This window comes from Nonomuraea sp. B208 (genome assembly GCF_057536035.1).
Genome location: NZ_BAAJOU010000010.1, coordinates 641051 through 654677 on the forward strand (window position 1 = coordinate 641051; position 13627 = coordinate 654677).

General features: G+C 72.5%; 13 protein-coding genes. 8 read left to right on the plus strand and 5 right to left on the minus strand.

All coding sequences use genetic code 11. The features are described 5' to 3' along the window. Positions 1–39: 39 nt before the first annotated feature. Positions 40–870 (minus strand): DUF3800 domain-containing protein, encoded by an 831-nt coding sequence (locus tag AC27IY_RS08290; protein ID WP_487177594.1) that lies wholly within the window; start codon positions 868–870, stop codon positions 40–42. Positions 871–1100: 230 nt separating this feature from the next. On the opposite strand from AC27IY_RS08290, the gene AC27IY_RS08295 reads away from it, so the two are divergent. Both AC27IY_RS08295 and AC27IY_RS08300 read left to right on the plus strand, forming a co-directional pair. Then, positions 1101–1781 (plus strand): ABC transporter ATP-binding protein, encoded by a 681-nt coding sequence (locus AC27IY_RS08295; protein ID WP_487177595.1) that lies wholly within the window; start codon positions 1101–1103, stop codon positions 1779–1781. Further along, positions 1778–3724, plus strand: coding sequence for an FtsX-like permease family protein (locus AC27IY_RS08300; RefSeq protein ID WP_487177596.1), 1947 nt, complete (start codon positions 1778–1780; stop codon positions 3722–3724). Before AC27IY_RS08295 ends, AC27IY_RS08300 begins: the two co-directional genes overlap by 4 nt. 4 nt (positions 3725–3728) lie before the next feature. Here the strand turns inward: AC27IY_RS08300 and AC27IY_RS08305 are convergent, their stop codons facing one another. After that, a complete protein-coding gene (locus AC27IY_RS08305) occupies positions 3729–4730 on the minus strand; it encodes an LLM class F420-dependent oxidoreductase (RefSeq protein WP_344207058.1) in 1002 nt (333 codons plus the stop codon). A 126-nt stretch (positions 4731–4856) separates the two neighbouring features. Between AC27IY_RS08305 and AC27IY_RS08310 the strand changes: the two genes are divergently transcribed. Beyond that, positions 4857–6242: a sulfatase family protein gene (locus AC27IY_RS08310; RefSeq protein WP_423474784.1), complete on the plus strand. Its 1386-nt coding sequence runs from the start codon at positions 4857–4859 to the stop codon at positions 6240–6242. Here AC27IY_RS08310 and AC27IY_RS08315 read toward each other — a convergent pair. Next, positions 6236–6958 carry a FadR/GntR family transcriptional regulator gene (locus tag AC27IY_RS08315; protein WP_487177597.1) on the minus strand — a complete coding sequence of 241 codons (723 nt, stop codon included), beginning with the start codon at positions 6956–6958 and terminating at the stop codon, positions 6236–6238. The genes AC27IY_RS08310 and AC27IY_RS08315 overlap by 7 nt on opposite strands. A gap of 87 nt (positions 6959–7045) precedes the next feature. On the opposite strand from AC27IY_RS08315, the gene AC27IY_RS08320 reads away from it, so the two are divergent. Genes AC27IY_RS08320 through AC27IY_RS08330 form a run of 3 tightly spaced genes read left to right on the plus strand, consistent with a single transcriptional unit; the run spans position 7046 to position 9718 of the window. After that, on the plus strand, positions 7046–7777 hold the full coding sequence (locus AC27IY_RS08320; RefSeq protein ID WP_344207062.1) for a (Fe-S)-binding protein: 732 nt from the start codon (positions 7046–7048) through the stop codon (positions 7775–7777). Continuing rightward, a complete protein-coding gene (locus AC27IY_RS08325; protein WP_423474782.1) occupies positions 7774–9168 on the plus strand; it encodes a lactate utilization protein B in 1395 nt (464 codons plus the stop codon). The genes AC27IY_RS08320 and AC27IY_RS08325 overlap by 4 nt, the downstream gene beginning before the upstream one ends. After that, complete coding sequence (locus AC27IY_RS08330; RefSeq protein WP_449958045.1) at positions 9155–9718, plus strand: LutC/YkgG family protein; 564 nt, start codon at positions 9155–9157, stop codon at positions 9716–9718. The genes AC27IY_RS08325 and AC27IY_RS08330 overlap by 14 nt, the downstream gene beginning before the upstream one ends. Here the strand turns inward: AC27IY_RS08330 and AC27IY_RS08335 are convergent. Both AC27IY_RS08335 and AC27IY_RS08340 read right to left on the minus strand, forming a co-directional pair. Next, positions 9708–10718, minus strand: a complete 1011-nt coding sequence (locus tag AC27IY_RS08335) for a baeRF2 domain-containing protein (RefSeq protein ID WP_423445694.1) — start codon at positions 10716–10718, stop codon at positions 9708–9710. The two genes, AC27IY_RS08330 and AC27IY_RS08335, sit on opposite strands and share 11 nt — an antisense overlap. Positions 10719–10721: 3 nt before the next feature. Further along, positions 10722–11129 (minus strand): DUF2795 domain-containing protein, encoded by a 408-nt coding sequence (locus AC27IY_RS08340; RefSeq protein WP_449958051.1) that lies wholly within the window; start codon positions 11127–11129, stop codon positions 10722–10724. Between the two features lie 77 nt (positions 11130–11206). Between AC27IY_RS08340 and AC27IY_RS08345 the strand changes: the two genes are divergently transcribed. Beyond that, on the plus strand, positions 11207–12295 hold the full coding sequence (locus AC27IY_RS08345; protein ID WP_364460379.1) for a GNAT family N-acetyltransferase: 1089 nt from the start codon (positions 11207–11209) through the stop codon (positions 12293–12295). 85 nt (positions 12296–12380) lie between these two features. Continuing rightward, positions 12381–13559 carry a bifunctional cobalt-precorrin-7 (C(5))-methyltransferase/cobalt-precorrin-6B (C(15))-methyltransferase gene (locus AC27IY_RS08350; RefSeq protein ID WP_487177598.1) on the plus strand — a complete coding sequence of 393 codons (1179 nt, stop codon included), beginning with the start codon at positions 12381–12383 and terminating at the stop codon, positions 13557–13559. Positions 13560–13627 lie beyond the last annotated feature (68 nt).

The following is a 13627-nucleotide window of genomic DNA, read 5'->3' on the forward strand; positions in this document are numbered from 1 at the left end:
ATCGGCACCCTGCCGAGTCGTCAAGCCGTCCCGGCGCTGTCAGGCTCCGAAGAGCCGGGAGCCGGGCTCCTTGGACACGGGATCGCTGACGACGAGACCTCCGCGCCACTTCCCGGTCTCGTCGCGGTAGCGGTACTGGAGACTCCGGAGTCGGGCGCCGAAGTCTGTTCGCACGTCGGCGTAGAGCCCTGACGAATGAGGATTTCCCGGCCGCCGAGGGCAATATGCCCATGCCGCCATCGGGAATACCAGGGTGGTTGCCAACAGGTCGGCGATTTGGAGTCCGGCGTGGTTGTCGCTGGCGGCGAACAGAGGCACTTCGCTGAGAGGCTGGTAAGGGTCACCACCCGTTCGCCATTTCTGGGTGAAGATTGAATGTGCAACGCCACGATTGGTCTCGTGATCCCTGCCGTCGGCGATCAATACACCCATGGCGCCGCGAAATGTGAGGTATTGGCTGAAGTGACGAGCAATGTCTTGAACGGCATAGCTGTAGCTGGCCGATGGATTCAGTCCTTTGCCGGCTTCCTTGATCCATACTCGGCCTACAACCCGGCAGTCGTGTGCTTCCACAAGATCCAATAGATCTTGACGGAACCGATGCGCCTTGCGCCGCTGGTTCCGTGAAGGCTTCCGGGTCATCTGGAGGATCTCGCTCCCCTTGATCTCTTCAAGGATGTGATCGAGAGCATGCCCGCAGGCGAATCTCGCCGGGAAGTGATTGCGTTTGAGAGCAAGGAAGTCTCTGGTCAGCGAGGGAATCGAGGCGCTGTTGACGATCAACCCCAGAAGCACCATGACCGGGGTTGCCGTCAGGCTCATGTCGGGGGACTCGCAGCCACCGGATTCGTCGAGGTAGCAGAGCTGCACTAGGTCAAGATAGCGCTAAGGCCGCCCAAAGGCGGCCTTAGGATGTGGTGTTCGGGTTGCCCCTAGGCACCGATAGAAAATTTCTCCCTTCATGTAAGCACAACCGCAGATCCGGAAGCAAATACGGCTGATGGTGGGCCTGAGCCGGCTGCGAGATCGGCCGTTCGGCCGAGACGGGATGGCCGCACGGCCGATCCGGTGGGTACGCGCCCGCCGGGAGGCTGGAGGGCATGAACGACGTGCTTGTTGGACGGGCCCTGGTCAAGAGGTTCGGGCAGACGGTCGCCCTCGGCGGCGTGGACATCGCGGTGCGGGCCGGCGAGGCCGTGGCGATCATGGGGCCGAGCGGGTCGGGCAAGTCCACCCTGCTCCACTGCCTCGCGGGCATCATGCGGCCGGACGACGGCGAGGTGCACCTGCTGGGGCAGCGCATCGACGCGATGGGGGAGCGCAAGCGCAGCGCGCTGCGGCGTACCCGGTTCGGCTTCGTCTTCCAGTTCGGGCAGCTCCTGCCCGAGCTGCCGGCCGAGGAGAACGTGGCCCTGCCGCTCATGCTGGGCGGCGTGTCCCGGCAGCAGGCGGTCAGGCAGGCGCGCGAGTGGTTCGCGCCGCTCGGGCTGCCGGGCATGGAGACGCGGCGGCCGGGCGAGCTGTCCGGCGGGCAGGCGCAGCGGGTGGCCATCGCGCGGGCGCTGGTGACCAGGCCGGCGGTGGTGTTCGCGGACGAGCCGACCGGGGCGCTCGACCAGCGGACCGGGCAGGACACGATGCGGCTGCTGGTGGAGGCGACCCGGCACAACGACGCCTCGCTGATCGTCGTCACCCACGACCCGAACGTGGCCGCCTGGTGCGACCGCACCGTCGAGGTCCGCGACGGCCACCTCGTGACGATGAGCGGAGCGTCGGCGTGAACCTGGATCTGACGTGGCGGCTGCTCAAGGGCGGCGGCCGCAAGGGGCTGCTGGGCGTCTGGCTGACGCTGGGGGCCGTCGCCGTGTCCACGGCGCTGCTGCTGTTCGCCGTGGCCGCGAACCTGGCCTTCGACGCCCGCGCCGAGCGCGGCGCCTGGCGCAACCCGGTTCCGGTCGCCAAGGACGCGGCCAAGGACGCGGTCGCCGTCGAGGCGTCCCGGTTCGACTACGTACGCGACCGGGTGATCACCGTCGTGGACCTCGCCGCGCTCCGGCCCGACGCCGTGCCGCCGCCCGGCCTGCCGCGCTTCCCGAAGCCGGGGGAGACGTGGCTGTCGCCCGCGCTCGCGGAGCTGGCCCGTGAGCTGCCCCCCGCCGAGCTGGGCGACCGCTACCCGAACCGGGCGGGCGTCCTGGGGGACGAGGCCCTGGTATACCCGGGGGAGCTGGTGGCGGTCGTCGGCCACGCGCCGGACGCGCCGGCGATGACCGCGGAGCGCAGTGACGACTGGCTCATGGGCAAGCCGCCGGTCAGGGTCGCGAGCCTGGCGGGGACGCCGAGCGAGGACGCGGAGGCGTACAAGGTGCTCGCGGTCATCGCGAGCGTGCTCATGGTGGTGCCGCTGCTGGTGTTCGGGGGCGCGGCGGCCCGGCTCACGGTGGCCAGGCGGGACACGCGGCTGGCCGCGCTCCGGCTGGTCGGCGCGACGCCTGGCCAGGTCGTGCGGATGACGGTGGCCGAGGCGGTGCTCGTGGCGCTGGCCGGGGCGTTGGCGGGCGCGGTGGCGTTCGCGCTGTCCGTGCCGCTGCTGACCCGGATCGAGATCCAGGGCGGCGCCTGGTTCGCGGGGGACCTGTTCCCCGGCCTCGCGGTGCTGGCCGGGGTGCTGGTGGCGGTGCCGCTGCTGGTGGGGCTGTCGGCGGTGGCGGGGCTGCGGCGGGTCGTGGTGAGCCCGCTCGGCGTGGCCAAGCGGGAGACGCCGCCCGGCATGCGCTTCGTCCGGGTGCTCGCGCTGGTCGTGGTGCTGGCCGCGTTCCCGCTGCTGACCCAGGGGACCAGCGTGGCGATCGTGGCCGTGGCGCTGGGGCTCGCGTTCCTGTGCCTGAACCTGGCCGGGCCGTGGGTGGTGGGACTCATCGGCCGGATCACGGCCGGTACTGCGCGTACCCCCGCACGGCTGCTGGCCGGGCGCAGGCTGGTGGACGATCCGCGTTCGGCCTGGCGGACGGTGAGCGGGGTGGCGCTGACCGGGTTCGTGGCGGGCTTCCTCGGCCTGCTCAGCCCGGGCGCGTTCGCGGGGGACGACGGGCCGCTCCAGCTGCGCGTCCTCGCGCCCGCCGGGCAGGTCGAGCAGGTGGCCGGGCAGGCCCGCGAGCGGCTGGCGGCGGCGAAGGTGCCCGCCGCGGTCACGGTCGTCAAGCGGACCGTCGTCGCCGCGCCGTCGGGCTCGCCCGACGCCGCGGACGTGGACCGGGCGCGTACGGCCCTCGCCGGGCTCGTCCCCGGGCGTACCCCGACCACCGAGGCCGACGAGCGGAACTTCAGCGACCAGCTGCTGGCCGACGTGCGGGTGGGCACGATCGTCGTGCTGTCGGTGTCGTTCCTGGTGGCCATCGCGAGCGCCGGCATCACGGCCGCCTCGTCGATCCTCGACCGGCGGCAGACGTACGGGCTGCTGCGCCTGGCCGGGACGCCGCTGGAGGTGCTGGACCGGGCCAGGCGGGCCGAGACGCTGATCCCGCTGGGCGTGATGGGCGGCGGCGCGATCCTGGTGGGGGCGTTCTGCGCGACGCCGTTCATGATCGGCGGGGTCAGTGTGGCCGGGGTCGTCACGCTGACGGTGTGCGTGGTGCTCGGGTTCGCCGGGGTGATCGGGGCGGGGGCGCTGAGCCGGCCGCTGCTGAGGTCGGTCACGGCCGACCCGGCGCCCCGTCCGGACTGAACGGCTAGCCGAGGACCAGGTCGCGGACCAGTTTCAGCGTGGGCTCGTCGCGCGGTCCCATGACGAGCAGGCTCGTCACCGGGCTCTTGCGCCACAGCTCCAGGCGCTCCCTGATGCGGCCGGGCGGGCCGACGAGCGAGATGCCGTCGGCCAGCTCGTCGGGGATCGCCCGGAACGCCTCGTCCTTGCGCCCGGCCAGGTAGAGCGCCTGGATGTGCTCGGCGGCCTCGGCGTAGCCCATGCGGCCGATGATGTCGGCGTGGAAGTTACGGTGCCGGGCGCCCATGCCGCCGATGTAGAGGGTGAGCATGAGCTTCACGCCGTCGAGTGCGGCCCGTACGTCGTCGGAGACCACGACGGTCACCATGGCCGCCACCTCGAAGCCCGCGGGGGCGCCGGCGAGCGCGCCGCCGTACATCTCCTCGATCTTCTCGGGGAAGGCGAACAGCGGCAGCCAGCCCTGGCCGATCTCGGCGGCCAGCGCGACGTTCTTGGGGCCCTCCGCGCCCAGGTAGACGGGGATGTCGGGGCGCAGTGGGTGGGTGATGAGCTTGAGCGGCTTGCCGAGGCCGTCCGGCAGCGGCAGCGGGTAGTGGGGGCCGTCGGCGGTGACCGGCTCCTCGCGGCGCCAGACCTTGCGCATGATCTCGACGTACTCGCGGGTCCTGGCGAGGGGCCTGGCGAACGGCTGGCCGTACCAGCCCTCGACCACCTGCGGGCCCGAGGCGCCCACGCCGAGCAGCAGCCGGCCGCCGGTCAGGTGGTCGAGGGTCATGGCCGTCATGGCGGTCGTCACCGGCGGCCTGGCCGACAGCTGCGCGACCGACGTGCCGAGTTTGATGCGGCTGGTGCGCGCGCCGTACCAGGCGAGCGGGGTGAACGCGTCGCTGCCGTACGCCTCGGCCGTCCACACCGAGTCGTAGCCGAGGCGCTCGGCCGCCAGCACGGATGCGGTCGCGTCGTCGGCGTTGCGCTGCCAGTAGCCCAACTGGAGCCCGAGCTTCATGTGACACCTCCGGAATTAAGTTCTATTACCCCCGTGCGGGGGCCGGGTGTCAATGGAGGATCCTCCGGGCAGTCACAGTCCGTGGTCAAAGGTCTCTGTCGCGTAGCCTGCGTCCTGCTCCTGCTGTTGCCCGCGGCCGAGCCCCTGGTGGCGGCGAGCGCGTCGCGGCCGAACATCGTCCTCATCGTCACCGACGACCTGGAGGCGGGCACGCTGGCGTACTTCCCCCAGATCACCCGGCACCTGGTGCGCAAGGGGGCGACGTTCGACCGGTTCTTCGTGACGAACTCCTGGTGCTGCCCGTCGCGGGCGTCGATCCTGCGCTCCCAGTACGTCCACAGCCACGGCGTCCTCACCAACACCGCCCCCGAGGGCGGCTTCGACCGGTTCCACACCCTCGGCCTGGAAAGCTCCACGGTCGGCACGTGGATGCAGGCGGCCGGCTACCGCACCGCGCTCATGGGCAAGTTCCTCAACCACTATCCGGGGCGCACCGCCACCGAGACGTACGTGCCGCCCGGCTGGGACGAGTGGGCCGTCCCGGTGACGAACCTCTACGAGGAGTACGGCTACCGGCTCAACGAGAACGGCGCGCTGACCGAGCACGGCTGGGGCCAGGAGGACTACCTGTCGGACGTGCTCGCCGAGAAGAGCCGGGAGTTCATCAAGAGCTCGGGCCGGCCGTTCTTCCTCTACCTGGCGCCCATCGCGCCGCACAACCCGGCCAATCCGGCCTGGCGGCACGAGGGCGCGTTCCCCCACGTGACCGCGCCCCGGACGCCGTCGTTCAACCAGGCCGACGTCAGCGCCGAGCCGCTGTGGCTGCGCGGCAGGCTCCCGCTGTCGCAGGAGCAGATCGACGCCGTGGACCGCCGCCACCGCGCCAGGCTGCGCGCCATGCTCGGCGTGGACGACCTGGTCGGCGCCGTCGTCGACGCGCTGCGCGACAGCGGGCACCTCGACGACACCTACATCATGTTCACCTCGGACAACGGCTTCCACCTCGGCACCCACCGGCTGCCGCAGGGCAAGACCACGCCGTACGAGGAGGCGATCAGGATCCCGCTGGTGGTGCGCGGGCCCGGCGTCCGGCCCGGGGCGAGGATCGGCCACATGGGCGCCACGGTCGACCTCGCGGCGACCGTGGCCGACCTGGGCGGGGCCATGCTGCCTCCGTTCGCCGAAGGGCGGTCGCTGAAGCCGCTGCTCAAAGGGTGCAAACCGCCGATATGGCGGCACAACGCGCTCATTGAGTTCCACCGGCCGGCCAACCGGTCGTCCGCGCGGCAGACGCCGGTGCCCGCCTACACCGCGCTGCGCACCGAGCACTACACCTACGTCCGCTACGTCACCGGCGAGAAGCAGCTCTATGACCTGCGGACGGATCCGTACGAGCTGCAGAACCTCGCGGCCACGGCCGACCCCAAGCTGCTGGCGAACCTGGACGTCCGGCTGGACACCATGGCGCGCTGCTCGGGCGCGGGCTGCCGCCAGGCCGACGTGCTTCAGTGAGTGAACAGCTCGGGGTAGGCGTCGGCGAGGTGCTCCGACACGGCCGCGGCGGCCTCGGCGGGGTCGCCCGCCTCGATCGCGGCCAGGATGCGGACGTGCCCGGCGCGCAGGATCGCGGTGTCGCCGAGGCGTTCGACCGCCTCGACCGAGAACTTGCGCATCGTGTCCCGGAGCGAGCGCATGACGGCGGAGACGAGCCGATTGCCCGAAGCGTCCGCGAGCGCGCAGTGGAAGGCGGTGTCGTGCTCGACGAACTCCTCGGCGGTGCGCGCCGCGTCCATGCCGGCGAGGGCGGCGGCCAGCGCCTCGGTGCCGGCGTGGCCGGCGCTCGGCGTCCCAGCGCCGTCGCGGCCGGCGGCGGCGCGGGTGGCGGCGGCGCGGGTGGCGGCCCACTGCTCGATCATGTGCCGGGTGTCGATGACCTCGCGCAGCTCCAGGGTGGCCAGACCGAGGTGCAGCCGCAGCAGCCCGGTCATGGCCGAGTCGGGACGGGCGATGAGCACCGCGCCCGCGTCGGGGCCCCGTCCGACCTGGGAGGAGACCACGCCCAGCGTCTCCAGCACGCGCATGGCCTCGCGCACGGACGAGCGGCTGACGCCGAGCTGTTCGGCGAGCCGGCGCTCGGCGGGCAGGCGGTCACCGGCCGTGAGGCCGTCCTCGGCGATGCGCCGCTCGATCTGCGCGAGAACGTCCTCGAACGTGCGCGTGCGCTTCACCGGACCCCACCCGCTGCCGTCCACTCGGACCTCCCTGCTATGGTCTGACCATATTGTGGTCAGACCATACTCTTCGAGAGGAGAGCGGTGCGAGTCGCCCTGTTCATCACGTGCGTGAACGACACGCTCTTCCCCGGCACCGGCAAGGCCGTGGTGTCCCTGCTGCGCAGGCTCGGCTGCGAGGTCGACTTCCCCGCCGCCCAGACGTGCTGCGGCCAGATGCACGTCAACACCGGCTACCGCGCGGAGGGGGTGCGCCTGGCCCGGCACTTCACCGAGGTCTTCGCCGGGTACGACGCCGTGGTGGCCCCGTCGGGGTCGTGCGCGGCCATGGTCCGCGAGCAGTACCCCAAGCTGGCCCGGCCGGGCAGCAAGGGGGCCGCGGCGATCGCGGAGGTCGCGCCCAGGGTGTACGAGCTGTCGGAGTTCCTGATCGACGTGCTCAAGGTCGAGGACGTGGGCGCGTACTTCCCGCACCGCGTCACCTACCACCCGACCTGCCACTCGCTGCGCGGCCTGCGCCTCGGCGACCGGCCCGCCCGGCTGCTGCGCAACGTACGCGGCCTGGAGCTGGTGCCGCTGCCGGGCGCTGAGGAGTGCTGCGGCTTCGGCGGCACGTTCGCCGTGAAGAACCCGGCGGTCTCGGCGGCGATGGGCGCCGACAAGACCCGCAACATCATGGACACCGGCGCCGAGGTGCTGTGCGCGGCCGACAACTCGTGCCTCATGCACATCGGCGGCACGCTGAGCCGCCAGAAGACCGGCGTGCGGACGATGCACCTGGCCGAGATCCTGGCGTCCACGGAGGAGAGCCAATGAGCGCGACATTCCTCGGCATGCCCGGAAATTTCCCGAAAAACTCGCAGAAGGCCGTCCAGGACTCTCAGCTCCGCTACAACCTCCGCAAAGCCACTCACACCATCCGCGGCAAGCGCGCCGGCGTCGTCGGCGAGCTGCCCGACTGGGCCGAGCTGCGCGCCGCCGGCAAGGCCATCAAGGACCACACGCTGCGCAACCTCGACCGCTACCTGGTCCAGCTCGAACGGGCCGTCCAGGACGCGGGCGGCACGGTCCACTGGGCGCGCGACGCGGCCGAGGCCAACCGCATCGTCACCGGCCTGGTCAAGGCCACCGGCGAGCGCGAGGTCGTCAAGGTCAAGTCGATGGCCACCCAGGAGATCGAGCTCAACCAGGCGCTGGCCGCCGAGGGCATCACCGCGTACGAGACCGACCTCGCCGAGCTGATCGTGCAGCTCGGCGACGACTTCCCCAGCCACATCCTGGTGCCCGCGATCCACCGCAACCGGTCGGAGATCCGCGAGATCTTCCTGGAGAAGATGCCGAAGACCCCGGAAGGGCTCACCGACGACCCGCCCGCGCTGGCCGAGGCCGCCCGGCTCCACCTGCGCGAACGGTTCCTGCGCAGCAAGGTCGCGATCTCCGGGGCCAACTTCATGGTGGCCGAGACCGGCACGCTGGTCGTGCTGGAGTCCGAGGGCAACGGCCGCATGTGCCTGACCCTGCCCGAGACGCTGATCAGCGTGGTGGGGATCGAGAAGCTCCTGCCCACCTGGCGGGATCTGGAGGTGTTCCTCCAGCTCCTCCCCAGAAGCTCCACAGGTGAGCGGATGAACCCGTACACCAGCATGTGGACCGGCGCGGTCGAGGGCCAGGACTTCCACCTCGTGCTGCTCGACAACGGCCGCACCGGCGTGCTCGCCGACGAGGTCGGCCGCCAGGCGCTGCGCTGCATCCGCTGCTCGGCCTGCCTCAACGTGTGCCCGGTCTACGAGCGGGCGGGCGGCCACGCCTACGGCTCCGTCTACCCGGGCCCGATCGGCGCCATCCTCACCCCGCAGCTGCGCGGCATGGGCTCCGAGCTGGACGCCTCGCTGCCGTACGCCTCCAGCCTGTGCGGCGCCTGCTACGACGTCTGCCCGGTCGCCATCGACATCCCCGAGGTCCTGGTGGACCTGCGCGCCAAGGCCCCGCACGCGGCGGCCGAGAAGGCCGGCATGAAGGTCGCCGGCTGGATACTCGACGACCACCGGCGGCTGGCGGCGGCCCAGCGGCTCGCGTCCAAGGCACGCGGGCTGGTGCCCAAGAAGCGGCTGCCCGGCCCGCTGTCGGCCTGGACCGACACGCGGGACGTGCCGGAAATCCCGGAAGAATCGTTCAGAGACTGGTGGGAGCGGAATGAGCGCGCGTGAGGAGATCCTCGCCCGGATCGCCAAGGCCGTGGCGGGCACCGAGGACGTCGAGATCCCCCGCGACTACCGCACCGAGGCCGCGACCGGCGACCTGGTCGAGCTGTTCGCCGAGCGGGTGGACGACTACCGCGCCGTCGTCCACGTCCTGCCGGCCGCCGAGGTGCCCGGCTGGATCGAGAAGCGCCTGGCCGGCCGCCGCATGATCGTCCCCGACGGCTTCGGCCTGGCGGGGCACGAGAGCTGGCCCGACCTGCACACCGCCGACGGGGTCGTCACCGGCTGCGCCGTGGGCATCGCGGTGACCGGCACGATCGTCCTCGACCACGGCCCCGGCCAGGGCACCCGGGCCCAGACGCTGGTGCCCGACTACCACCTGTGCGTGGTGCGGGCCGACCAGATCGTCTCCTCGGTGCCCGAGGCCGTCGCCAGGCTCGACCCGGCCCGGCCGCTGACCTGGATCAGCGGCCCGTCGGCCACCAGCGACATCGAGCTCAACCGGGTCGAGGGCGTGCACGGCCCCCGCACCCTCGAAGTGGTCATCAGTACCTGAGCACCGCCGCCACGTCCTTGACGCCGTCTGTGAACCACAGCTCGGCGTCCGTCATCGCGGCGGCCCGCACCAGGGCGGCGTCCGCGCGCTCGCGCACCGGCTCGGTTACACCCCAGTGCCGCAGCTCGCCCTGGTCGGTGTTGAGCTGGACGCCGCCCTCGCCGATCCAGATCGGCTCCGGCCGCTCGCCGGGCAGCAGCAGCGCCTGCACCCGCCCGTCGCGCAGCGCCCGCGCCACCTGCGACAGGCCCACGGGACCGCCGCTCTCCTGGTGGCGCTCCAGCAGCTCGCCGCGGCGGCGGTCGAGCCAGTCGTCGAGCGCCTGCTCGACGTCCTCCTCGAACTGGCCGTGGTCGGAGCGGCTGCCGTGCTCGACCATCACCACCCGGTCGCTCGCCTTGGTGCCGAGGTGGTGCATCAGGAACGAACGGGACTTCGGCTCGCCGGCGATGATGATCAGCTCGGTGCCGAGGCGGCGTACCTGCTCGTCGATCTCGTGCGCGACCGCCTGCGCGTTCTGCTCCCAGGCGTTCTCGACGGACATCTCGTAGCGGCGCTGCGACCAGCCGCCCTGCGCGGTCTTCTGCAGGGGCCAGACCGCGGCCTGCACCGTGCGCCGGCGCGGCGCCCCGCTCCCGTACACGGTGAGCTCCGCCCCCGCGTGGTCCACGATGACCCGCAGGTGCGGCACGTTCTCGCCGCGCTCCAGCAGCATCGGCGCGATGTTCGGCAGCGGGGACCAGGTCGCCCGCTCGTACGGCGGCCGCGACAGCGGCTCGGCCAGCACCACCTCCCCGTGCGTGGCGAACAGCGCCTGCCCCGCGGCCGCCGCCTCGGCCCGCTCCGCAAGCGCCGCGACGGTCGCCGGGTCCGCCCCGTCGAGCGCGTCGCGCACGCTGTGCCAGTGCGTCTCACGCTCCGGGCCGGTCAGCGCCCCCAGGTAGACGGAGGCGTACGGGCCCCGCCGCTCGTACAGCGGCCGGATGAAGTCGAGGCGCACCCGTCACCACCTCCGCTTCTCCACGCCGAGCCCGAGCGCCTCGCCCACGTCGGCCATGTTCGTGTACTCCCGCTCGGGGAGGGAGCGCACCATGTCCGTCACCCGGTCGGGAGCGTCCGCCTCCTCCGCCTGCCGGAGCAGGTCCGCCTTCGACTTGGGCCAGTGGGTGTCGCTCAGCCACTTGGCCAGGTCGGCGCGGGCGTCCACGCTCTGCCCCGTCATGCCTTCCGGCACGCCGGGCTCGTGGCCGGGCGGGTACGACCGCATGGACTCCTCGCCTGGCGCCGGCATGGACTCGGGCTCCTTCCACTCCTCGGCGTGCGTGGTGCCGCCGCCGCGCATCATGCCCTCGGTCTCGTGCTTCTGCTGGTGGTCCAGACGGGGGCCGTGCTTGTCGCTCCCACGTTCCATATTCGCCTCACCTCTCTCTTCAGCGCCCCTACCCCCGCTTTCGTGGGCAAACATCGCCGCTGTGTACCCTGCCGTCCGTGTTCGATGCCGACATCACCATCGCGACGGCCCGCCTGACCCTGCGGCCGTTCGCCCCCCAGGACACCGCGCGGATCCGGTCGATCGTGGAGTCCGGCGCCGTCTTCCTGCCCCCCGGCGCGCCCGCCACGGCGTCCGGCGTCGAGCAGTGGCTCGACCGGGGCGTGCACGAGCTGCACAGGTCGGGCCAGGGCGTGCACCTCGCGATGATCGACGTGGACGGCCGCGTCGTGGGCGCCATCAGCCTCTTCAAGACCTCGTGGGAGTCCGGCACGACCGAGGTCGGCTACGGCGTGCACCCGCTGTACCGGGGCCGCGGCCTGGCCACCGAGGCCCTGCGCGGCCTCGCCGAGTGGGTCTTCGACAGGACCCGGCTGCGTCGGATCGACCTGACCGCCAACCTCGACAACCTGCCGTCGCTGCGCGTCGCCCAGAAAGCGGGCTTCACCTGGGAGGGCGTGCTGCGCGGCGCGGTGCTGGAGGACGACGGGCCGCACGACTTGGTCGTGTTCGGCCTGCTGCGGGGCGACGGCCGCGCCCCTGCCACCGTCCTGCCGCGCGCCGAGCTGCGCACGCCGCGCCTGCTCCTGCGCGCGCCCGAGCCCGCCGACGCGACCGACCTGGCCGCCACCGGGGCCGACCCGCTCACCCAGGCCAGGACCGGCGTGCCGCGCGGCTACACCGTCGAGCACGCGCTCGCCTTCATCGACCACGCCGAGCGGGTACGCGTCCGCGGCGCCGGCATCGCCTGGTCGGCCGTCGAGCAGGCGACCGGCCGCTTCGCCGTCAACGTGGACCTGCGCGACGTCGACTGGAGCCACCGCACCGCCGAGATCGGCTACATGACCGCCCCCTGGGCGCGCGGCAACGGCTACGCCGGCGAGGCGGTGCTCGCGGTCGCCCGCTGGCTGTTCGAGCGGCAGGGCTTCACCCGGCTCCAGCTCCGCGCCGCCGTGGACAACCCGCAGTCGCAGCGCGTCGCCGAGAAGGCCGGCTTCGTCCGCGAGGGCGTGGCCCGCTGCGCGCTCGCGGGGGAGGACCTGGTCGTCTTCAGCCTCGTGCCGTCCGACCTGGAGTCCGGCGCGTAGCCCCGAAGGCACGCCGTACTGGCTTTCGCAGTCCTTTGTGAAACCCGCCGGCAACCGTCACCCTTGAAGGGGAGGTGGAGGCACGATGATCACGGTTGTCGGCTGGGACGGGACGGAGCTGCCGCCCGCCGCGCTCGACCGGCTGCGCGAGGCCGCCCTCGTCGTGGGCCCCGACGCCCTGCTCGGCCGGCTCAGGCTCAACGCCGCGACCGTGGCCGACGGCGCGCTGCTCCAGGCGCTGGACGACCATCTCGAGAACGGTGACGGTCCCGCGGTCGTGATCGCGGAGGGCGATCCCGGCTTCTTCGGCGTCGTACGCACGCTCCGGGCGCACGGCCTCAAACCGGACGTCCTGCCCGCGACCTCGCTGGTCACCCGGGCCTTCGCCTGCGCCGGGCTCAACTGGGAGGACGCGCTGGTCGTCGCCCCCGGCGGCCCCCACCAACTGGCCAGGGCGGTCAACGCCTGCCGCGCCCACCCCAAGGTCGCACTGCTGGTCGCGCCCGGCGTCGGCCCCGCCGAGATCGCCCGCGAGCTGGCCCCCACCACGCCCCGCGCGCTCATCGTCTGCGAGGACCTCGGCGGGCCCGACCAGCGGGTCACGCACAGCCGCATGGGCGAGGCCACCACCCGGCCGTGGAAGGACCCCGACGTCGTCCTCGTCGTCGACCCGCTCCACCAGGCCAAGGAGCCGAGCTGGGTGGCGGGGGCGCAGCCGGGGCCGGCCGAGTGGGCGCTGCCGTTCGAGGGGGGCGGGCTGCCGCCCGAGGTGCGGGCGTACGTGCTGGCCAAGCTCGGCCCCCGGCTCGGCGACCTCGTCTGGGACGTCGGCGCGGGCGTCGGCGAGATCGCCGTCGAGTGCGCCAGGCACGGCGCGGCCGTGGTCGCCGTCGAGCGCGAGGAGGCCAACTGCGCCCGGCTGCGCGCCAACGTGCTCGCCCACGGCGTCAAGGTCGCGCTCACCCGGGGCCAGGCTCCGCCCGCCCTGGAGCCCCTGCCCGACCCCGACGCGGTGTTCGTCGGCGGCGGCGGGGCCGACGTGGTGTCGGCCTGCGCCGCGCGCCGCCCGCGCTCGCTGGTGTGCGCGCTGCGCACCGTCGAGCAGGTCTCGGCCGTGCTCGACCGGCTGCGCGAGCACGGCTACCGGGGCACGGGCACCCAGATCATCGCCTCGGCGCTGACCGTCAACCCCGACGGGACGCACCGCCTGGCCGCCGCCGACCCCGTTTTCGTGGTCCACGCGACGCCCGCGTACGGAACGTGACCTGTTCCCTACTGCCGCGCATCGGTTATCCTCGCGTGTCCTTGTCCAACGCCTCGGAGATTCCCTCA

Bases quoted from the DNA above. Each gene is read 5' to 3' on its own strand.
- AC27IY_RS08295 (WP_487177595.1), top strand. From the start codon at position 1,101: ATGAACGACGTGCTTGTTGGACGGGCCCTGGTCAAGAGGTTCGGGCAG.
- AC27IY_RS08305 (WP_344207058.1), bottom strand. From the start codon at position 4,730: ATGAAGCTCGGGCTCCAGTTGGGCTACTGGCAGCGCAACGCCGACGAC.
- AC27IY_RS08325 (WP_423474782.1), top strand. From the start codon at position 7,774: ATGAGCGCGACATTCCTCGGCATGCCCGGAAATTTCCCGAAAAACTCG.
- AC27IY_RS08340 (WP_449958051.1), bottom strand. From the start codon at position 11,129: ATGGAACGTGGGAGCGACAAGCACGGCCCCCGTCTGGACCACCAGCAG.
- AC27IY_RS08350 (WP_487177598.1), top strand. From the start codon at position 12,381: ATGATCACGGTTGTCGGCTGGGACGGGACGGAGCTGCCGCCCGCCGCG.
- AC27IY_RS08330 (WP_449958045.1), top strand. From the start codon at position 9,155: ATGAGCGCGCGTGAGGAGATCCTCGCCCGGATCGCCAAGGCCGTGGCG.